Below are 19,047 nucleotides of genomic sequence, written 5' to 3'. Positions count from 1 at the left end.
ATCAACGCGACAGCAAGCGCGCACCGATCTCCTTGACGAATTTTGCGGCCACCATCGCGGTCATACCGTACGGGTCGCGATGCGGGTTCAGTTCGACAATATCCGCACCGACCAGTTGGCCTTCGAAGCGGTGGATCAGGTTGATGACCTCGCGTGTACTCAGCCCACCGGGTTCGTGATGTGAGACACCGGGGGCAAAGGCCGGGTCAAGTGCATCCAAATCCAGTGACAAATAGACGGGTCCATCAAAAGAAATTTGCAGGTCGGCGCTCCAGTTGCGCATATCGATCACCTCGACCCCAAACTTGTTGGCTTGCTCGCGCTGATGGGCGTTCATGGTGCGGATGCCGACCTGTACCAACCGGTTGACCGGGCAGTTCTCCATCACCCGCGCAAAGGGGCAGCCATGGCCCAGCGGCCCAATATCCTGTTCGTCATACAGATCGGGATGGCTGTCGATATGCAGAATGTTCAGCCCTTCGTATCTGTCCGCATGGGCCTTGATCAGCGGATAGGCCACAGAATGATCCCCGCCCAGAGACAACAGGCGCGCGCCGGTTGCGATCCGCTTGGCTGCTTCGGTTTCGATCCGGTCAATCGGCTCTTGGCCACGCATTTCGAACACGTCCAAATCGCCGGTATCACGAAACCGCTCGGTCGCGCCCAGATCGATGCCATCCTCGGCCGTCAGATTGGCAGCACCCGAATGCAGCGCCTCGCGAATTCGTCCGGGGGCGAAAGCCGGGCCTTGCAGGAAAGAGGAATGCAGATCCAGCGGCACGCCCATCAAAGCGACATCACCCGGTTTCAGATCGTGCTGCATCGGCATCCTCCCAAATCGTTTGGACGCGATCTGGACGGACAAAAGACCCAAGGTCAAGCGGTTATCGGCGCAGATAGGTTTGCCAGATCCAGATCACCAGTAGCGCGCCTAGGACTGCGCCAACAAAGCCAGACAGCCATCCCATGACTGTTACCAAAAACCGCAGCAGAAACCCTCCGATCAGAGCGCCAACAATCCCAATCAACATGGTCGTCGGGATATCTGCCTCGATCCGCATCAACCGGGTGGCCAAAAAACCGGCGGCTGCTCCGATGATGATCAGGGCGACGACGGGCATCTTACTTCCTCCAATGGGTCGGTACGATGATCAAAGCCCCGACAGATGAAATCACCGCGTCCAATCCCGGCGGGCCGAAGCTTATGCCAAACATAATGCGCACAAAATAAAACAGGAACGCCCCGCCCACACAGATGATGATCGATGGGAGATAACCGTTGTGTGTAAATCCCGTTTTTTCTGACAGATAACCCACGATCCCGGCAATCACGACGGTGCCCATCATCACCATGAACATATGGCTTTACTCCGAAGACAACCGAGTGCCGGTCGGTATCGCCCAGCCCCGCAGAAACGTTTCCCTATCCTGCGCGCCTTTGCCTGCCCTTTGCAAGCGCAGCAGTTCAACAGCACCCTGCCCGCAGGCCACGTGCAGATCGTCGTTCAAAACCTCGCCAGAAGCGCCCTGCCCGTCTGCGACGCGCGACGCAAGCACCTTGATCCGCTCACCGTCCATTTCGGTCCAAGCCCCCGGAAAGGGCGACAGGCCGCGGATCTGCCGATCAACCTCAACCGCCGGGCGTTTCCAGTCAATGCGCGCCTCGGACTTGTCGATCTTAGCGGCATAAGTCACGCCGTCCTCGGGCTGAGGTTCAGGCGTAAGTCTCGACAGATTGGCCAGTGCATCGACGATCAACGCGGCCCCCATGGTCGACAGGCGATCATGCAGTTGTGCGGTGGTTTCATCGGGTTCGATTGCAGTTACCTGCCGCAACAGAACGGGACCAGTGTCCAGACCAGCCTCCATCTGCATGATGCAAATCCCGGTCTCAGCGTCGCCGGACATGATCGCCCGATGGATCGGCGCGGCCCCGCGCCAACGCGGCAACAGGCTGGCATGGATGTTCAGGCAACCCTGTTTGGGCGCATCCAGAACAGGCTGCGGCAGGATCAGGCCATAAGCTACGACAACGGCCACATCCGCGTTTAGCGCGGCAAAGGCGTCCTGCTCCTCGGTAGACTTCAGTGAAACTGGATGGCGGACGGGAAGGCCCAGTTCCTCCGCCCGGGCGTGAACGGGCGTGGGGCGGTCTTTTTTGCCGCGACCAGCAGGGCGCGGCGGCTGACAATAGACGGCGGCAATTTCGTGCCCAGCCTCATCCAGCGCATCCAGCACCGGAACTGAGAATTCGGGCGTTCCCATGAAGATGACGCGCATGCTCGCCTCCGGAGTTGTTTCGGGTGCGGGGCTGAAGCCCGCCTTACGTCAGTTTCTTTGCTTTACGCAGCAGCATGTCGCGTTTGACCTTACTGAGCCGGTCGAAATACATCTTTCCGTTCAGGTGATCGATCTGATGCTGTACGCTAGTGGCGTCGATCCCGACAAAGTCACGACGGTCCACCATGCCCTGTTCGTTCACGTATTTCACAGTCACTGCACGCGGGCGTTTGATCTTGGCTGACACACCGGGCAGGTTCGGGCTGGCTTCTTCATGTTCGCGAAGCTCAATCGAGCTGTGCAGGATTTCCGGGTTGGCCAGACGCACGGCCTTGCCCCGCTCAGCCGATCCATCAACCACGGCCAGACGCAACATCACACCGATCTGCGTCGCAGCAAGGCCAACACCGGGCATTGCCTCCATCGTGTCGATCATGTCGTCCCAGATCGCCCGAATTTCATCGGTGATTTCTGCCACCTCATCCGCTTTGGTGCGCAGACGTTTGTCGGGCCACGGCAAGCAGGTGCGCACGGTCATGAGCGTGCTTTCTCGCGTTTCAGCTTTTGCATCTTGCGCGTGATCATCTGCCGTTTCAGCGGTTTGAGATAGTCGATGAACAGCTTACCGTTCAAATGATCGATCTCATGTTGCACGCAGGTGGCCCAAAGCCCGTCAAAAGTCTCCTGCTGCAGATTGCCATTCTGATCCATCCAGGTGACATCCACCACTTTGGGGCGGGTCACTTCGGCATATTGATCGGGGATCGACAGGCACCCTTCCTCGTAAACATTGGTTTCATCCGATGATGCGATGACCTCGGGGTTGAACATGATCAGTGGGCGGGGGGCTTCACCCTCTTCCTTGACGCAATCCAGAACAATCAACCGATCCAGCACACCGATCTGCGGCGCGGCGAGGCCGATGCCGGGCGCGTCATACATGGTTTCCAGCATGTCGTCAGCCAGTTTGCGCAGCTCGTCCGTAAGGTCGCCCACGGGCGCACAGACCTTCTTCAGGCGGGGGTCGGGATGGATCAGGATATTGCGTTTCATGGGGCTGATTTAGGCCATCCCGTCCCGCGCCGCAACGCCCCCCTTGCACCTGCCCGATTTGCGGTTAGCTTTCGACCAACAGAACGGAGCAGACATGACTTTCAACGACCTGATCGACCGCCGGGGCACCAACAGTTCCAAATGGGACAAGATGGAGATGTTTTACGGCGTCTCACCCAATGACGGGCTGGCCATGTGGACGGCCGATTCCGATTACCAAACAGCGCCTTGCGTAATCGATGCGGTGCGCAAAGCCGCTGATCATGGCGTGTTCGGGTATTCCTGGATGCACCCGGATTATCTGGCTTCCGTCCAGTGGTGGATGAAGACCCGCCATGACTGGGAAATCGATACAGATTGGATTCTGACAACCCAAGGTCTGGGCAATGCAATCGCGCTGTCGCTGGATGTCTGGACCGAACCCGACGATGGCATCGTGATTTTCACCCCCGTCTATCATGAGTTTGCGCATAAGGTGAACAAATCAGGCCGCCGGGTCGTCGAATGTCCGCTAGTGCGGGAAGGCGACAGCTATGGGCTTGATCTGGACGACGCGCAGTCGCGGCTGGACGGGTCCGAGAAGATGCTTTTGTGGTGTTCGCCACAGAACCCGTCGGGGCGTGTCTGGACGCCAGATGAACTGCGTGCCGTGGCCGCGTTTGCCGAGCGGAACGGTTTGATCCTTGTGTCGGACGAGATTCACCACGATCTGGTCTATCCCGGTGCCAAGTTCGTGCCGATGGATGTGGCCGCCCCGGATGCGCGACCCTGGACAGTGACGCTGACCGCTGCGTCAAAGACCTTCAACATCGCCGGGCAGCGGACCGGCAACATGATCATTCCCGATCCCAAACTGCGCGCGGCAATGAAGCATCGGTTGCAGACGCTGGACTATGACCCCGGCTCTTTGGGTGTGGCGATGATCACTGCGGCCTACAGCCCCGAAGGAGCCGAATGGGTGGATGCGCAGATTGCACATCTGGAAGGCAATAAGCGTTTGTTCGATCAGACCATCGCCGAAATTCCGGGTCTGTGGTCTATGCCGTTACAAGCAACCTATCTGGCTTGGGTCGATTTCTCGGGCACGGGCATGGATCACGCTGAATTTGTCCGCCGCCTACGCGAGGACGCGCGGATCGCAACATCCTCTGGCCCCGGCTTTGGTAAAGGTGGAGAGACGTTCGAACGCTTCAACCTCGCTACGCAACGCGCGCGGGTTGAGGAAGCTTGCTCCCGGCTGAAACGGGCTTTCGGAGATTTGCAGTAAGACATGCGGCGGCTGGGGCTGATAGGTCTCGCTCTGTTGATCGCGGGTGCCGGCTGGGTTGGCTGGCACCGCTTTGGCCCGCGCCCGCCTGCGCCGCCAATGGCACCCGAAGCCACGCGCATTGACCATATCCTGATCGAGAAATCTGCTCGCCGCCTGACGGCCACGCTGGACGGGGCAGTGGTGATGCAGGCTGACATTGTACTGGGCTTTGCTCCGGATGGGGACAAAGAGATCGAAGGGGACGGTAAAACGCCCGTCGGGCTGTTCAGGATCGATCGGCGCAATCCAAACAGCGCCTTTCATCTGTCGCTGGGCATTGACTATCCGCAACCCGACGACATCGAACGCGCACGCCAGCAGGGTACGGACCCCGGAGGAGACATCTTCATCCATGGCCAACCCAACGGGGTGGCCGGTTTTACGCTGCCCGGAGACTGGACATTGGGCTGTATTGCGCTGTCAAACGCCGAAATGGCGCAGCTTTGGACTCTGACTGAAACCGGAACGACCGTCGAAATCCGGCCCTAGTCCTCGTGCCCCAACAGGGCAATCGGTGCATCCGGCGCGCGATAGAAATCCAGCGGAGCCTTGTCATGGGCCGCAGTGCTGCGCTTGAACTCATACCGCATCTCACCACCCTCATCCTCATCCGCGACGATCAGGCATTGGTAGAGGTGGTTGGCCCCATCGTAGATATCGACCAGCCCACGCAGGCGGGGTGTCGTTTCGGCCTCAACAGTGAAGCCGTCCTTCCACAATTTGAGGATTTTATAGGTATTGTTGCCCATTTCCACCCGCAAACGGCTGGCTTTCTTCAACGTGGTGATTCGGGCCGCGTCCAACTCGGCGCGTATTTCCTTTGAAACATAAGTACTCATTAATCCGTTCCCCCGTGAATGACATCTATTGTGCGGGAACGGTTGTAAAAATCCAGTGAACCACATCACAGAATTCAGCGCGATTGCGAATTGTTGCACAGAAATCCCAACCCTGATTGTGCGCGAATGCAGGGCAGTTGCGCGGGCGTTCGGATAGGCACAGGGCGGGCATGGACCTATCTTTGGTCAAACGCCTACGCGGAGGAAAAGAAATGGGCCTGCTGGTCAACGGAACATGGCATGACACTTGGTATGACACAAAGTCTACGGGAGGCGCGTTCAAACGCAGCGCGGCGCAATTTCGCAACTGGTTAACGGCTGATGGAAGCGCGGGGCCGTCCGGCAAAGGCGGATTCAAGGCAGAACCCGGGCGCTATCATCTCTATGTCAGTCACGCCTGCCCCTGGGCGCACCGCACCCTGATCTTTCGCGAATTGAAAGAGCTAACTGACCTGATCTCTGTCTCAGTTGTGCACCCTGACATGCTGGACAAAGGCTGGACCTTCGTGACGGACGATCAAGGCGCAACAGGTGACGATCTTTATGGCCTGGACTTTGCGCACCAAATCTATACCAAGGCCGACCCGTCTTATTCCGGTCGGGTCACGGTGCCGATCCTGTGGGACAAGCAGCAGGAAACCATTGTCTCGAACGAGAGTTCGGAAATCATCCGCATGTTCAATTCGGCCTTCAACGGGATCACCGGCAACACCGATGACTACTGGCCCGAGGCGATGCGGGACGAAATCGAAGAGGTCAACGCCCGCATATATTCAGACGTGAACAACGGCGTCTACAAATCGGGCTTTGCAACCTCGCAAGAGGCCTATGACGCAGCTGTGGGCCCGCTGTTCGACACACTGGACTGGCTTGAAGAGCGCCTGTCCCGCAATCGCTATCTGATGGGCGACCGGATCACCGAGGCTGACTGGCGTCTGTTCACGACATTGATCCGTTTTGATCCGGTCTATCACTTGCATTTCAAGTGCAACAAGCGTCGCCTGATCGATTACCCTAATCTTTGGGCCTATACGCGCGAGCTGTATCAATGGCCCGGTGTCGCGCCCACGGTGAACATGAACCATATCGTGCGCCACTATCACTACAGCCATGACAGCATCAATCCGTACCGGATCATCCCAACCAATCCGGTGTTGGAATACATGGAACCGCACGGACGTGATCAACGCCCCGCTGCGTAATGTTCCACCATCGCCGCCAGGTCCTCTGGCGGCGTTTCACTTTGCACATAGGCGCAGGCATTCGGACTGTGGGCAAAGATCGACCCGTCCGAGAAAAAGGTGGTGTTGGTGACAAAGATCACCCGCGCCTCGGGGCGGCGATAGCTGGCAAAATCAGCCACAGCCAACGCACTGCCGCTTTCCAAAACCAAATCCAGCACGATGATTTCAAAATCCGTGCCATACAGCGCCAGAATGGCGGCCTCCTGCGTCTCGACCAGCGTGACCTCGGCGCCTTGCCGCTCCAGATGCCTTTTCCAGACCCGACCAAGGTCGGGGTTACTCTCAACAATCAGAACTTTCATTTGCAACAACCTCGGCACTTGATATGGTGAGTGGTGCCGACCCCCGTGGTCCGTGATCTCGTTATTTCCTTAACAAAGTGTTAACAGCGGCCCCACAGGTACGTGATCACACGGATTTGCTTGTGTAAGAGGCGAAAATCCGCTTGAAACGCGCCAAAATCGGTCATTTCCCACAGAGAGAGCAGATGAGCACATTGGATCACGGTCTGGACCCACGCGCCGCGCGCGACCACGGTGGCGGACTGGACAGAGCGATTGCCAAATATGGCGGTCAACGCGCCGACTGGATCGATCTGTCGACCGGCATCAACCCGCACCCGTATAAGGTGTCAGGGCTTATAGCAGGGGACTGGACGGAACTGCCGGACCACGGGGCTTTTGAACGCCTGAGCGATGCAGCACGCCGGTTCTGGAACGTGCCGGATGGGGCAGCGATCCTTCCTGCACCAGGGGCATCCGCCGTCATCGCTCGTATCCCAGCGCTGGCCACATCCGGCACGGTTCAGATCACGCCACCCACCTATAACGAACACGCGGCCGCCTTTTCAGCTCAGGGTTGGAATGTTCAGGCCGACACAGCTGGAGACGCCCGTGTGATCGTGCATCCGAACAACCCCGATGGGTGGATCTGGCAGGAAAGCGATGTCACAGCGCAGTTGAGTGTGATTGATGAAAGCTTCTGCGACGTCACACCGGACGCGTCTCTGATCCATCTGGCGGACCGCCCCGGCGTGATCGTTCTGAAAAGTTTTGGCAAATTCTGGGGGCTGGCCGGGATGCGTCTGGGGTTTGCCATCGGGCGGCCAGACATGATCAACCGGCTGAACGATTTGACCGGTCCGTGGTCCGTGTCGGGCCCTGCCCTGCGCATTGGAACCCAAGCCTTGTCAGACGGCGGTTGGGCTAACGCCACACGCGAGCGTCTGACTGATGAGGCCGCGCGCCTGGATGCGTTGGTGACGGAAAAGGGCGCTCAGATCGTTGGTGGCACCAGCCTGTTCCGCCTGTACAAGGTCGACGACGCCACCAATTGGCAGGACAGACTGGCACAGAACCATATCTGGAGCCGCATTTTCCCCTATTCAACCACATATCTACGCCTAGGCCTGCCACCCAAGGATGGATGGGACAGATTGGCGGCCGCGCTGTGAGCGTTGGCCTGATGCTGGTCTGCGCCATGTGCCTGGACGCCGCACTGGGAGAGCCTGACTGGCTCTGGTCTCGCGTCAAGCACCCGGCAGTGATGATCGGCAATCTGATTGGCTGGCTGGACAAACGGCTGAATGACGGGGCCGCGCGACGATTGAAAGGCGTTTTCGCGCTGTTCCTGTTGGCTTGTGGCGCATGGATACTTGGCTGGGCGCTTTCGTTGCTGGGACCGGTGGTCGAGATTCTGGTTTGCGCGATCCTGTTGGCACAGAAATCTCTGGTCACGCATGTGCGTGCTGTGGGTGACGGGCTGTTGACTTCGCTGACCGAGGGGCGGGCACAGGTGGCGATGATCGTCTCACGCGATACCCGCGACATGACCGAGGCGCAGGTGGCGCGTTCGGCTGTTGAAAGCGCGGCAGAAAACCTCAGCGACGGGGTGATTGCACCCGCGTTCTGGTTTCTGGTCGCCGGGTTGCCGGGGCTGCTGGTCTACAAAGCCGTGAACACCGCCGACAGCATGATCGGGTATCGCAACGAAAAGTACCTTGAGTTCGGCTGGGCTTCAGCCCGGTTTGACGACCTGCTGAACCTGATCCCTGCCCGCCTGACCTGTGTGCTGATCGTGGCGCTCTCAGGCCAACGGTCGCGCTGGCGCGAAATTGTGGGGGATGCGCGCCGCCATATCTCACCCAATGCAGGCTGGCCCGAGGCCGCGATGGCCCGCGCGCTGAACATCGCCCTAGCCGGGCCACGCAGCTATGATGGAAAGCTGCGGGACCTGGCCTGGGTCAATGGCGACGCGCCGCGCGAGATAGGGGCGGCGGAGGTTTTCCGCGCATGTCACATGTTGTGGAGCGTTTGGGGGCTTGCGCTTGGGCTCGTGTCAGTGTGGGTTGGGGTCAATCTGGTTTTCTGACGGGTCTCTTCATGCGTTTTCTTTCCGGCCTGGTTGCCGCCGCTTTGCTTGCTTCTCCTGCCTTTGCCCAATGTGGCGGTGGGTTCAATTCCTTTGTCAAAGGGTTGAAGACCGAAGCCATGCAACAAGGCTTTGACAAATCCACCGTGAACGCGTTTTTCAAAGGCGTGCAGCAAGACAATGCGGTACTCAGGGCTGACCGGGCGCAAGGGGTGTTTCAGAAACCGTTCATCGAGTTTTCGCGCCGCCTGATTTCGGCCAACCGGATTGAACGCGGGCAAGCCATGTCGCGCAAATACGACGCGGTGTTTGACCGGATCGAACAGGAATACGGTATCTCACGCGGGGTGCTGCTGGCCTTCTGGGCGTTCGAGACTGACTTTGGCTCGTTCCAGGGGGACTTCAACACTCGAAACGCGCTGGTGACTTTGGCGCATGACTGCCGCAGGCCCGAATTGTTTCGCCCGCAAATCTTCGCCGCCATCGAACTGTATCAGAACGGCGATTTCGACCCGGCGCGCACGACAGGTGCATGGGCCGGAGAGATTGGAATGGTCCAAATGCTGCCGCGCGACATTTTGGAAAATGGCGTAGATGGTGATGGTGACGGGCATGTCCGCCTCAAGACCTCGGCTGCCGATGCGCTGATGTCCGGGGGCAAAATGCTGTCGCATCTGGGTTGGCGTCCGGGCGAACCTTGGCTGCAAGAAGTCACGGTGCCCGCGCAGATGGACTGGTCCCTGTCCGGTCCGGGTAAACCCCGCTCGGTTGCAGACTGGCAAGCCATGGGCGTACAAGCGCGCAGCGGGTCGTTGGCCAACCTGCCTGCCTCGCTTATCCTGCCGCAAGGGCGCAATGGTCCGGCCTTTCTGGCCTACCCGAACTTCGACGTCTATTTCGAATGGAATCAAAGCTTTGTCTACGTTCTGACCGCCGCCTATTTTGGTACAAGACTGGAAGGCGCGCAGATCTATGACGCAGGCAATCCGGCGCAAGGTTTGAACAGCGCGCAGATGAAGCAGTTGCAAAGCAAATTGCAGGCCAAAGGCTATGATGTCGGAAAAGTCGACGGCATTCTGGGCGCCGGGACGCGAGCAGCTGTGCAGGCCGAGCAGCAACGCCTCGGCCTGCCCGCAGACGCGTGGCCGACGGTCGCCTTGCTAAGTCGGCTTTAACCTGACGCGTCGCGCTTAGTTGTCGTCGAACACCGGGCGCGGCGCACCGGCTTCGTCCAAAGCGACGAACACGAACTCTGCCTCCGTAACCTTTTTTCCATTCTGCGATTGCCTCGGGCGTGCCCAGACATCCACGTGAACGCGAATGGATGTACGCCCGACATGCGTCAGCGCCGCATACAGCGTCACTTCGTCCCCAACCTTGACCGGGTGCAGAAACTGCATCGCCTCGACGGAAACGGTCGCCGTTCGACCCTGCGCCACGCGCGCCGCCATATTGCCCGCGGCCAAATCCATTTGCGACATCAGCCAACCGCCAAAAATGTCGCCGGCCGGGTTGGTATCTGCTGGCATCGCTATCGTGCGAATGACCAGAACACCCTCGTCCTGTTGGCGGCCATGCGATCCGCGTTTTTTCCCTAAAGCAAGCCGGTCGTCGGTGTCTTCTGCCACAGGTTAAATCCCCTCCTAAGCCATTGACTGGCATGGTCGTGTGTTCAGTCTGGCAAGATTTCCCACCAAAATGAAGAGAGAGCCTGCTTTGCGCTCAGGTTGCGCACCTCAAGTCCGAAAAGCTTTACTCGGGCCGGACCGGATAGCGGTCTCCTTTCTGATCAATCAGGATCAGCCGCTCACCACTTTTTACATAGAGATCACACCGGCTGAACCCGTTGCGATAGGCGATACAGACGCTGCCATCCTCGGCGATGGAATAGGTGCCGAAAGCCGAGTCTCCGCTGGCATATGTATAGGAATAGGCCCCACCGGCCGAGAATTTGGCCTGACCATCATCATAAAACGTAAGCGTGCGCCCAGCCAAACCGTCAAGTTCTGCAGGGGTCAAAGGAACGTCATCGGCCTTGGTGGGCCAGTCTGCAGCACAGGCCGAGCTTGCCGCGATCAGGGTGGGGATCAGAAAGCGTAACATGATGCCAAACTAGCGCGATACGCGTGCAACGCTCATAAAATTGCAGTGAACGGTCAGGCTACCATCTGCTCGGCCTTCTTGAGGTCGACCGAAACCAGCTGGCTTACGCCCTGTTCCTGCATCGTGACACCGAACAGCCGGTCCATCCGCGCCATCGTCACTGCGTGGTGCGTGATGATCAGGAACCGCGTATCGGTCTGGCGGCACATTTCGTCCAGCAGGTCGCAAAAGCGTGTGACGTTGGCGTCGTCCAGCGGCGCATCGACCTCGTCCAGCACACAGATCGGTGCGGGATTAGCCAGGAACACACCAAAGATCAACGCGGTCGCGGTCAGGGTCTGTTCCCCACCCGACAGCAGGCTCAGGGTTGATAGCTTTTTGCCCGGTGGCTGGCACATGATCTCAAGACCGGCATCCAGCGGATCGTCGCTTTCCACCATGACCAGATTGGCCTCACCACCCCCGAACAGGTGCTTGAACAACATAGCGAAGTTGGAGTTCACCTGTTCAAACGCGGTCAGCAACCGTTCGCGCCCTTCGCGATTGAGGCTGGCAATACCGCTGCGCAAGGCTTTGATCGCCTCTTCCAGATCCGCTTTTTCGCTGCTGAGTGTATCAAATTCTTCCTGAACTTCTTTGCTGTCTTCTTCCGCCCGCAGGTTTACCGCACCCATAGCATCGCGTTGACGCTTGTGGCGGTTCACCTCGGATTCCAGTACATCCGCAGCGGGCATCTGGTCGGGGTTCACGTCCAGCTGGTTCAGCAACTGGTTCGGGGTCAGCTGCTGATCCTCGGCGATCCGTTCTGCCGCAGCGACGACGCTTTCCTTTGCCGCGTCACAGCGCGCTTCAGCCGCCGCGCGGCTTTCGCGCGCTTCCGAAGCCAGGCGTTCCGCTTCACGTTCTGCCAGAACAATCTCACGCTGCTGGGTCTCAGCCTCGGCCAGCTTGTCCGCAGCCTCTGCCCGGCGCGCCTCGGCGGCTTCGATCAATTCGTTCAGCTCTTCCCGCGCTTCGGCAATCTCACCGGGTGCGGCCATGGCGTCGGTCAGCTCTTCTTCCGAGCTTTCCTTGCGCTCGGCCAGTTCCGAGATCCGTTTTTCTGCGGTTTCCAATCTATGCCGCCACCCGCTGAGGTCTTTTGTGACCTCCTGCGAGCGGCGGGTGCGCGCATCCCCCTCACGACGCAGCTCATCATGGGTCGAACGGTGGGTCAGCATCGTGATCCGCGCCGCCTCGACAGTTTGTTTGATGTCTTCGACCTCGGCACGTGCACTGTCGAGATCGCCCAAGCCGCTCAATGCGCCCTCGGCTTCGCGCAGTTGCGCGCGGGCCGCCATAGCGTCTTCTTTGTGGCGATCTACGGCAAGGGTCAGGGTCTCGAGCTTGCCCTGTGCCAGATTACGATCCGCTTCGGCCCGGCTGAGCAAGCGCGCGGATTCGGCCATGCGCTGATCCGCCGCGCGGCGGGCTTCACGCGCACGGCGGTCGGCCTCGGTCACATCCGCCAATTGCCGCGACAGCGCCTCATGCGCGGCGCGGGCGCCATCTGCTTGCGCTTCGGTGCGTGTCAGTTCCTGCTTCAGCGCTTCCAGCTTGTTGAGTTGCTCCAAACGCAGTGCCGCTGCGCTTGGGGCATCCTCGGCCCATGCACGGAAACCGTCCCAGCGCCACAAATCACCGGAACGGGACACCAGCCGCTGGCCCGGTTTCAGCGCTGCTTGCAAACGCGCGCCCTGATCGGCATCCACAAGACCGATCTGTGCAATGCGACGGCTAAGACGATCCGGACCCGAGACGTGCAGCGCCAGCGGTTCGACCCCATCTGGCAAAGGCTGATCGCTGTCATAGCCTGCCACCTGCACCCAGCCAGATGGGCCATCGCCCTCGACCAAGGGTGCACGCAGATCATCAGCCAGAGCCGCGCCCAGAGCCTTTTCAAAGCCCGGCGCAACCCGCAGCAGATCCAGCACTTGGCCACCTTCGGCGGTGTCGCGTTCCACCAGCTTGGCCAGCGCCGTGGTTTCGGCCCGGATCGCGCCAAGCTCACCTTCGGCCTCAGAACGCTGCGCGCGCGCTTCGGCCTCGCGGGCCTGTGTTTCGTTGCGCAACTCATCTGCGGCTGCCAGCGCCTCTTCGGCGGCTTCAGCGGCTTCGCGGGCTTCTTCCTCACCTGTCTGGGCGGCTTCAAACGCCTCGCTGGCGCGGGTCACAGCGGTTTTGGCCTCATCAACTGCCAGCCGCGCCTTTTCCTCTTCACCCTCAGACCGGGTTAATGTCTTGCGGCTGTCTTCGACCAAACGCTGGGCTGACTGGTGCCGTGCGACAAGGCGGGCCATGTCTTCGGTCTGTTGTGACAGGTGGTCTTCACGGTTTTGCAGGATCGAGGCTGCCTCACGCGCGATTTCTGCCGCCTCGGCCACTTTTTCTTCATGACCTTCAGCGGCCTTTGCCAGCTCGCGCGCTTCCCATTCCAGACGCTCGATCATCTGCCCTGCATCGCGGTTCAAACCGGTTTCACGCTCAATGTCGTTACCAAGCTGCTGAATACGGTTTGTCAACGTCTCAATGGTCTGCCGCGCGCGGGTTTCCTGATCGGAAAGTTGATCGCGCTGCACCTGCTGACGTTGCAAAACCGCAGCTGCGATTGCCTCTTCTTCACGAAGGGGCGGCAAAGTTTCTTCGATCTCGGCACGTTTTGCAGCGGCAGAGCGCGCCTCTGCTTCGGCACGTGAAGCTTCGGTGATACGTTCGCGCAGCTTTTCCTCTGCCTGCTGGCGGGTCATATCAGCCTCTTTCCAGCGCCGATAAAGCAGCATCCCTTCGGCCTGACGCAGTTGCTCGCCGATTTCACGGTATCGCGCGGCCTGACGGGCCTGGCGCGCCAACTGAGCCAATTGCCCACCAAGCTGTTCCAAAACGTCATCGACGCGGGTCAGGTTCGCCTCGGTGCCTTTCAGCTTCAGCTCCGCCTCGTGCCGACGCTGATACAGACCCGAGATCCCGGCAGCTTCTTCCAAAATGCGGCGGCGCGCGCGCGGTTTGGCGTTGATCAATTCGGCAATGCGGTTCTGCCCGACCAGAGCAGGCGAATGCGCGCCAGTCGAGGCGTCCGCGAACAGCATCTGCACATCACGCGCGCGCACATCTTTGCCATTGGTCTTGTAGGCGCTGCCGACATCGCGGGTGATGCGCCGGACGATTTCCAACTGATCACTGTCGTTGAACCCCGACGGCGCAAGACGTTCCGAGTTGTCCATGGTCAGGACAACCTCGGCAAAATTGCGCGCGGGTCGCGTGGCCGCGCCGGCAAAAATCACATCCTCCATCGCGCCACCACGCATGGATTTGGGTCGGTTTTCGCCCATCACCCAACGCAATGCTTCCAGAAGATTGGACTTGCCACAGCCGTTTGGCCCCACCACACCGGTCAGCCCGTCCGCGATGATCAGATCGGTCGGATCAACAAAGCTTTTGAAGCCGGTCAGTTTGAGCTTGCTGAAACGCAATGGCGACGTGTCCCATGATTCCTATGAGTTGAAAGTCTGCGCAAGGGACAGGGTCCGAGTCAACGGAGTTGCGCAGGATATGGGATATCATTTTGAGTTATCCACAATATCTTGCCGAAATACCCAAGAACACGCGTATATCAATAAGGGGTGCACTCAAAGACCTGATAGCCGTAGTCATCCCCAACGTTTTCGTAGATGCCATAGTCGATGCATTCATAGTTGGGCGTAGAAACAGCGGTCAGCAGCAAACGCTCGCCCGCGTCTCGATCACAGCCCAAAACACCAACCGTTACCGCCGCATCGCCCAGCACATCCAGAATCGGACAACCCGAAACCTGAGCCATCGCAAGGGCGGCCCGGTCTCGGACCGGACCCAGCCGTGGTGCGTATTGCGCGTTGACCCGAACCGCTTCGGCCAACTCACCGCGCACGCGCACGTCGAATACGCTGCCATTCACCGCCACGCGCGTGGCAGGCACTTCGCGGAAATGAGGGGTTCCGGCCGCACAGGCAGCCAACAACAAAGGGGCAAGACACCGGATCATGCCGCAGATTTGCAGCATTTTGGTTAACAGAACCTTTCTGTGCCTCAGACCCGCAATACTTCACCCAACCGTCGAATTCCCTCCCGGATTGCTGCCTCGTCAGAATTTGAAAAACTCAGGCGAATGGTATTTGCGCCGCTGCCATCCGGGAAGAATGCCTGACCCGGCACAAAGGCCACTTTCACCGTGTCCAACGCACGCGCCAGCAATTCAGACCCACTGACCCCCGCAGGCAGCGTGACCCAGATAAACATACCGCCCTCGGGTCGGGTCCATTCGACCCCCGCGGGCATATGCTGTTCCAACGCGTCCAGCATCACATCGCGACGGCTTTGATACACAGTACGCACTTTGGGAATATGGATGTTAAAACACGCTTGCGCCACGTCATGCACGGCCATCTGGTTGATAGTCGCCGAATGCAGGTCCGCCGCCTGCTTCAACAGAACCAGCTGAGAGATGATCGGCTTGGGTGCCACGACCCAGCCCATGCGCAGTCCCGGCGACAGGGTTTTTGAAAAGCTGCCGCAATAGATCGTCCGGCAGTCTTCAACAGATCCTTTGCGAGCCAGTTCCAAAGACAGGATCGGTGGGATCGGATCCCCGTCATAGCGCAACGCCTGATAGGCACCGTCTTCGATTATGGCGCAATCCAACTCTTCTGCCAGATCCAACAAAGCTTCCCGACCTTGCGGATCCAGAGTTTCGCCTGTTGGGTTGGCAAAGTCCGCCGAAAGGTAAGCGAATTTCACTGCCCCGTCCCCTGCAGCGGCTTTGTATTCTGTGGCCCCGCTGTTGCCGTTCAGCCGATCAAACCGGGGTTCATACGCGTTGAACGCAGCAAGCGCGCCCAGATAGGTGGGCCATCCGACCAAAGCCGTGTCGCCCGGCGACAGAAACAGCTTGCCCAGATAATCCAGCGCCTGCTGGGACCCTGACGTGATCAGGATGTTGTCGATGTCACACGCCACTCCGATTTCACGCATGTGCTGCGCCAGCCATTCGCGCAGCGGGACATAACCCTCGCTGACCGAATATTGCAGCGCTTGTGCTTGTGTTTTAGGTCCCAGCGCCGCTTGAAAGGCTTGTGCAAACGCATCGGCGGGAAACAACGCTGGATCCGGAATGCCGCCCGCAAAAGAAATGATCCCTGGTTGGTCGAGCAGTTTCAGCAGTTCTCGGATTTCTGATGCCTTCATCCGGGAAGCCCGGGTGGCAAACAAGGGATGTTGTGACATGAGGCTCCTCCGATCTCAGTTCCGGGCAGCCTATGGTCAGATGATTTAAAGTCAATAATACTGACCTATTATTTCAACTGATGTGAACAGGTGTTCTTGAACGTGCCCCATGTCCGTGGTCAAATGACTTGACCAATTGCGGAAACAACATGCCCTTTCACAAAGTTGAAACCGAAAAACTGTCGCTTGCCGTTGTTCGCCAGATCGAACTTCTGATCCTGCGCGGCATCCTGCGTCCCGGCGAACGTCTCCCTTCGGAACGTGAACTGGCCGAGCGGATGGGAGTGTCGCGCCCATCTCTCCGCGACGCAATATCTGAGCTTCAGGCGCAAGGGTTGCTGACCGCCAAGGCTGGATCTGGGATCTACGTGGCCGAGGTTCTGGGATCGGCCTTTTCCCCTGCACTGATCCGTTTGTTTGGCAGCCATGACGAAGCGGTGTTTGATTACCTGTCTTTTCGCCGCGACATGGAAGGGCTGGCAGCGGAAAGGGCAGCACGCCAAGGATCCGAAAGCGACCTGAAAGTGGTTCAGGCGATCTTTGACAAGATGCAGGCGGCCCACGACCGGAATGCAGCGGATGACGAGGCGCGACTGGATGCTGAATTCCATATGGCCATTATCGAGGCCAGCCATAATGTCATCATGTTGCATATGATGCGCTCGATGTATGATTTGTTGGTGCAGGGCGTGTTCTATAACCGTCAGACGATGTTCCAACAGCGCGCCACGCGCGAAGCGATTTTGGACCAGCACCGGGCGATCAATGACGCGTTACAGGCCCGCAATCCTTTGGCCGCGCGCACCGCAATTGAACAGCACCTTGATTTTGTCGAACGCTGCATGGCCGATCAAAGGAAGACGGACCGAAACGAAGCCATTGCACAACAACGATTGCAACATGAAAACGGGCGCACCTAAGCGCCACCTTAAATTGCCACTCGAATGTGGAATAGGCCGCGACTAAGCGGCCCCTGTTGCAGCGAGCAACAGGTGGCGCGGAAAAAGTTTTCCACTGCCTTCTCCCAAATGATGGTCCGGGGCCAGTGTTGTCAGGGCCGGGTCAATGAACAGCCTTGCTCCACGATCCCGAAGACGTTTGTGAAGCATCACATGTTCACAGACCCGCTGCCCCTTTTCGTCGCGGCAAGAATAGCGCAAGCCACGCAGCGCGCGGGTTTTGTACAACCCGGCACCCCCGAACGCGCTGTCGACCGGAATAAGCGGGGTTTCGGCCGGTATATGAAACTGGCGGTCATAAACCGCTGACTTCAACAAAGCCCGGCGCCATTTGCGGCGACCGAACAACGGCCTGCGCGTGCTCTGAATACGCTGCCATACATCTTCATCACACCAGCCGGGGCAGCGCAGAGCATAAATGTCGTAGTATGCAGGTTTGGAATTGGCAAAGACACCTTCCCACAAAGGGGCAACCCTTTTTGCGGCTGTCAGAACCGCCTGAACGTCCAGGCGCGTATTCGGGCCATTCAGATCCAGCACCAGGGTCAGCTCGTGATCATCATCTTTCTCTTCCAGCCTGTTGAGCACGGCATTTCTGGCCGCTGTGATGCGCTCAATCCGGTCAGGAAATCTTGAAACAAGCCCGTCCATCTGAATGATACCGACTTGCCGGTTTCGTTCAGCGTAGTCGATCAGCACTCGGTCAGTATCGTCGGCATTGTCATTGGTTGCGATGGTGACCGAGTACCGGTGCAACTGGGCGGACAGGTTTTCTATCCTGCTGATCGTGTCGATCAGCGCCGCGCCACCATTTCTGACCACGCCAACAATATTCATCGAAACTGCGTCGCCCGACACGGTCTGTCTTTCCCTGTATTATCACGCTAGCTGCAAAGCTTTCCTGTCGACCAGTTCCCCAACGGTTGGCAGGATTCGGAGTGTTATTCAAAACAAGCAGAACTCATCACAAAACAAAAGACCCGAAAGCGAAACGCCCTCGGGTCAACTGTATCATTTGTCTGGCGGGTTAACCGTCAGTGCAGCTTGGTGCCTACATCCGCAATCGACGCATCGATCAGTTTGTTGGCCTGTGCTGCGGTCATTTGCTTGGCCAGAACCGAACCTGCCGCAGCAACTGCGACCGAAACGGCTTGGTCACGCACTTCTTTCACAGCAGACGCTTCAGCCGAAGCAATCTGATCCTGAGCTGCAGCCAGACGGCGTTCAATCGACTTTTCAAGGTCAACCTTCGCCTGTTCAGCTGCCAGAGCCGCATCTTCCTTGGCCGCTGCAACGATGGCATCAGCCTGCCCCTGTACTTCGCGCTGCTTGCGCTCGTACGAGGCCAGCAAGCTGCGTGCTTCTTCGTGCAGGGCGCGTGCTTCGTCCAGTTCGGACTTGATGCCTTCCGCACGGTTGTCCAGCGCGCCACCGATCATGCCGGGGACCTTGAAGTAGAACAGAACCGCAATGAAGACGATAAAGCCCAGAAGGACGACAAAGTCCGTATTGCCAAGCGAAAAAAACGGGCCTTTGGCCGCAAAGGCCGGGCTGGCCGCACCAAAAGTCAGGATAAGGGCAAGAGTGTTCCGCAT

General features: G+C 58.7%; 22 protein-coding genes. 7 read left to right on the top strand and 15 right to left on the bottom strand.

All coding sequences use genetic code 11. From position 1 onward, the window contains the following. Position 1: 1 nt before the first annotated feature. The 6 genes from speB to def (ACR0EV_RS21595) all read right to left on the bottom strand — a co-directional run bounded on the left by speB (position 2) and on the right by def (ACR0EV_RS21595) (position 3,333). Positions 2 to 823, bottom strand: coding sequence for an agmatinase (gene speB, locus ACR0EV_RS21620; protein ID WP_480801983.1), 822 nt, complete (start codon positions 821 to 823; stop codon positions 2 to 4). A 61-nt stretch (positions 824 to 884) separates the two neighbouring features. After that, entirely contained in the window at positions 885 to 1,121 is a 237-nt protein-coding gene (locus tag ACR0EV_RS21615; RefSeq protein ID WP_171096132.1) for a GlsB/YeaQ/YmgE family stress response membrane protein, read from the bottom strand. A 1-nt stretch (position 1,122) separates the two neighbouring features. After that, positions 1,123 to 1,359 (bottom strand): hypothetical protein, encoded by a 237-nt coding sequence (locus tag ACR0EV_RS21610; protein WP_480801982.1) that lies wholly within the window; start codon positions 1,357 to 1,359, stop codon positions 1,123 to 1,125. A gap of 6 nt (positions 1,360 to 1,365) precedes the next feature. Beyond that, the gene (fmt, locus tag ACR0EV_RS21605) at positions 1,366 to 2,280 is read right to left on the bottom strand and encodes a methionyl-tRNA formyltransferase (protein WP_480801981.1); all 915 of its coding nucleotides are present in this window, start codon (positions 2,278 to 2,280) and stop codon (positions 1,366 to 1,368) included. Positions 2,281 to 2,323: 43 nt separating this feature from the next. Continuing rightward, positions 2,324 to 2,818: a peptide deformylase gene (gene def / locus ACR0EV_RS21600; protein WP_480801980.1), complete on the bottom strand. Its 495-nt coding sequence runs from the start codon at positions 2,816 to 2,818 to the stop codon at positions 2,324 to 2,326. Then, positions 2,815 to 3,333: a peptide deformylase gene (gene def / locus ACR0EV_RS21595; protein WP_480801979.1), complete on the bottom strand. Its 519-nt coding sequence runs from the start codon at positions 3,331 to 3,333 to the stop codon at positions 2,815 to 2,817. The genes def (ACR0EV_RS21600) and def (ACR0EV_RS21595) overlap by 4 nt, the downstream gene beginning before the upstream one ends. A 94-nt stretch (positions 3,334 to 3,427) precedes the next feature. Between def (ACR0EV_RS21595) and ACR0EV_RS21590 the strand changes: the two genes are divergently transcribed. Together ACR0EV_RS21590 and ACR0EV_RS21585 are read left to right on the top strand one after the other, a co-directional pair. Continuing rightward, positions 3,428 to 4,600, top strand: coding sequence for a MalY/PatB family protein (locus ACR0EV_RS21590; protein ID WP_480801978.1), 1,173 nt, complete (start codon positions 3,428 to 3,430; stop codon positions 4,598 to 4,600). 3 nt (positions 4,601 to 4,603) lie between these two features. Beyond that, a complete protein-coding gene (locus tag ACR0EV_RS21585) occupies positions 4,604 to 5,131 on the top strand; it encodes a L,D-transpeptidase family protein (protein WP_480801977.1) in 528 nt (175 codons plus the stop codon). On the opposite strand, the gene ACR0EV_RS21580 is transcribed toward ACR0EV_RS21585, so the two are convergent. Further along, on the bottom strand, positions 5,128 to 5,481 hold the full coding sequence (locus tag ACR0EV_RS21580; protein WP_480801976.1) for a hypothetical protein: 354 nt from the start codon (positions 5,479 to 5,481) through the stop codon (positions 5,128 to 5,130). The two genes, ACR0EV_RS21585 and ACR0EV_RS21580, sit on opposite strands and share 4 nt — an antisense overlap. Before the next feature lie 212 nt (positions 5,482 to 5,693). Here ACR0EV_RS21580 and ACR0EV_RS21575 point away from each other — a divergent pair, with 212 nt between their 5' ends. After that, a complete protein-coding gene (locus tag ACR0EV_RS21575) occupies positions 5,694 to 6,683 on the top strand; it encodes a glutathione S-transferase family protein (RefSeq protein WP_480801975.1) in 990 nt (329 codons plus the stop codon). Here ACR0EV_RS21575 and ACR0EV_RS21570 read toward each other — a convergent pair. Then, on the bottom strand, positions 6,665 to 7,027 hold the full coding sequence (locus ACR0EV_RS21570) for a response regulator transcription factor (RefSeq protein ID WP_171096153.1): 363 nt from the start codon (positions 7,025 to 7,027) through the stop codon (positions 6,665 to 6,667). The genes ACR0EV_RS21575 and ACR0EV_RS21570 overlap by 19 nt on opposite strands. A gap of 185 nt (positions 7,028 to 7,212) precedes the next feature. Here ACR0EV_RS21570 and ACR0EV_RS21565 point away from each other — a divergent pair, with 185 nt between their 5' ends. The 3 genes from ACR0EV_RS21565 to ACR0EV_RS21555 are packed head-to-tail and all read left to right on the top strand — an operon-like array spanning position 7,213 to position 10,270. Then, on the top strand, positions 7,213 to 8,178 hold the full coding sequence (locus ACR0EV_RS21565; protein ID WP_480801974.1) for a threonine-phosphate decarboxylase: 966 nt from the start codon (positions 7,213 to 7,215) through the stop codon (positions 8,176 to 8,178). Continuing rightward, positions 8,175 to 9,095, top strand: coding sequence for an adenosylcobinamide-phosphate synthase CbiB (gene cbiB / locus ACR0EV_RS21560; protein ID WP_480802024.1), 921 nt, complete (start codon positions 8,175 to 8,177; stop codon positions 9,093 to 9,095). The genes ACR0EV_RS21565 and cbiB overlap by 4 nt, the downstream gene beginning before the upstream one ends. Before the next feature lie 11 nt (positions 9,096 to 9,106). After that, positions 9,107 to 10,270: a lytic murein transglycosylase gene (locus tag ACR0EV_RS21555; RefSeq protein ID WP_480801973.1), complete on the top strand. Its 1,164-nt coding sequence runs from the start codon at positions 9,107 to 9,109 to the stop codon at positions 10,268 to 10,270. A gap of 15 nt (positions 10,271 to 10,285) precedes the next feature. On the opposite strand, the gene ACR0EV_RS21550 is transcribed toward ACR0EV_RS21555, so the two are convergent. The 5 genes from ACR0EV_RS21550 to ACR0EV_RS21530 all read right to left on the bottom strand — a co-directional run bounded on the left by ACR0EV_RS21550 (position 10,286) and on the right by ACR0EV_RS21530 (position 16,493). After that, entirely contained in the window at positions 10,286 to 10,624 is a 339-nt protein-coding gene (locus ACR0EV_RS21550; RefSeq protein ID WP_480802023.1) for an acyl-CoA thioesterase, read from the bottom strand. Positions 10,625 to 10,847: 223 nt separating this feature from the next. Next, positions 10,848 to 11,198, bottom strand: a complete 351-nt coding sequence (locus ACR0EV_RS21545; RefSeq protein WP_480801972.1) for a hypothetical protein — start codon at positions 11,196 to 11,198, stop codon at positions 10,848 to 10,850. A gap of 53 nt (positions 11,199 to 11,251) precedes the next feature. Continuing rightward, positions 11,252 to 14,707, bottom strand: a complete 3,456-nt coding sequence (locus ACR0EV_RS21540) for a chromosome segregation SMC family protein (RefSeq protein ID WP_480801971.1) — start codon at positions 14,705 to 14,707, stop codon at positions 11,252 to 11,254. Positions 14,708 to 14,847: 140 nt separating this feature from the next. Beyond that, positions 14,848 to 15,273 carry a hypothetical protein gene (locus tag ACR0EV_RS21535; protein WP_480801970.1) on the bottom strand — a complete coding sequence of 142 codons (426 nt, stop codon included), beginning with the start codon at positions 15,271 to 15,273 and terminating at the stop codon, positions 14,848 to 14,850. Between the two features lie 26 nt (positions 15,274 to 15,299). Beyond that, complete coding sequence (locus tag ACR0EV_RS21530; RefSeq protein ID WP_480801969.1) at positions 15,300 to 16,493, bottom strand: aminotransferase-like domain-containing protein; 1,194 nt, start codon at positions 16,491 to 16,493, stop codon at positions 15,300 to 15,302. Positions 16,494 to 16,642: 149 nt separating this feature from the next. On the opposite strand from ACR0EV_RS21530, the gene ACR0EV_RS21525 reads away from it, so the two are divergent. Continuing rightward, complete coding sequence (locus ACR0EV_RS21525) at positions 16,643 to 17,413, top strand: FadR/GntR family transcriptional regulator (RefSeq protein ID WP_480801968.1); 771 nt, start codon at positions 16,643 to 16,645, stop codon at positions 17,411 to 17,413. A 42-nt stretch (positions 17,414 to 17,455) separates the two neighbouring features. Here the strand turns inward: ACR0EV_RS21525 and ACR0EV_RS21520 are convergent, their stop codons facing one another. Next, a complete protein-coding gene (locus ACR0EV_RS21520; RefSeq protein WP_480801967.1) occupies positions 17,456 to 18,310 on the bottom strand; it encodes a hypothetical protein in 855 nt (284 codons plus the stop codon). 176 nt (positions 18,311 to 18,486) lie between these two features. Continuing rightward, positions 18,487 to 19,047: a F0F1 ATP synthase subunit B gene (locus tag ACR0EV_RS21515; protein WP_171096173.1), complete on the bottom strand. Its 561-nt coding sequence runs from the start codon at positions 19,045 to 19,047 to the stop codon at positions 18,487 to 18,489.

It is taken from the genome of Ruegeria sp. CF8 (assembly GCF_056537285.1).
This window is presented reverse-complemented; position numbering and strand designations above follow the sequence as displayed.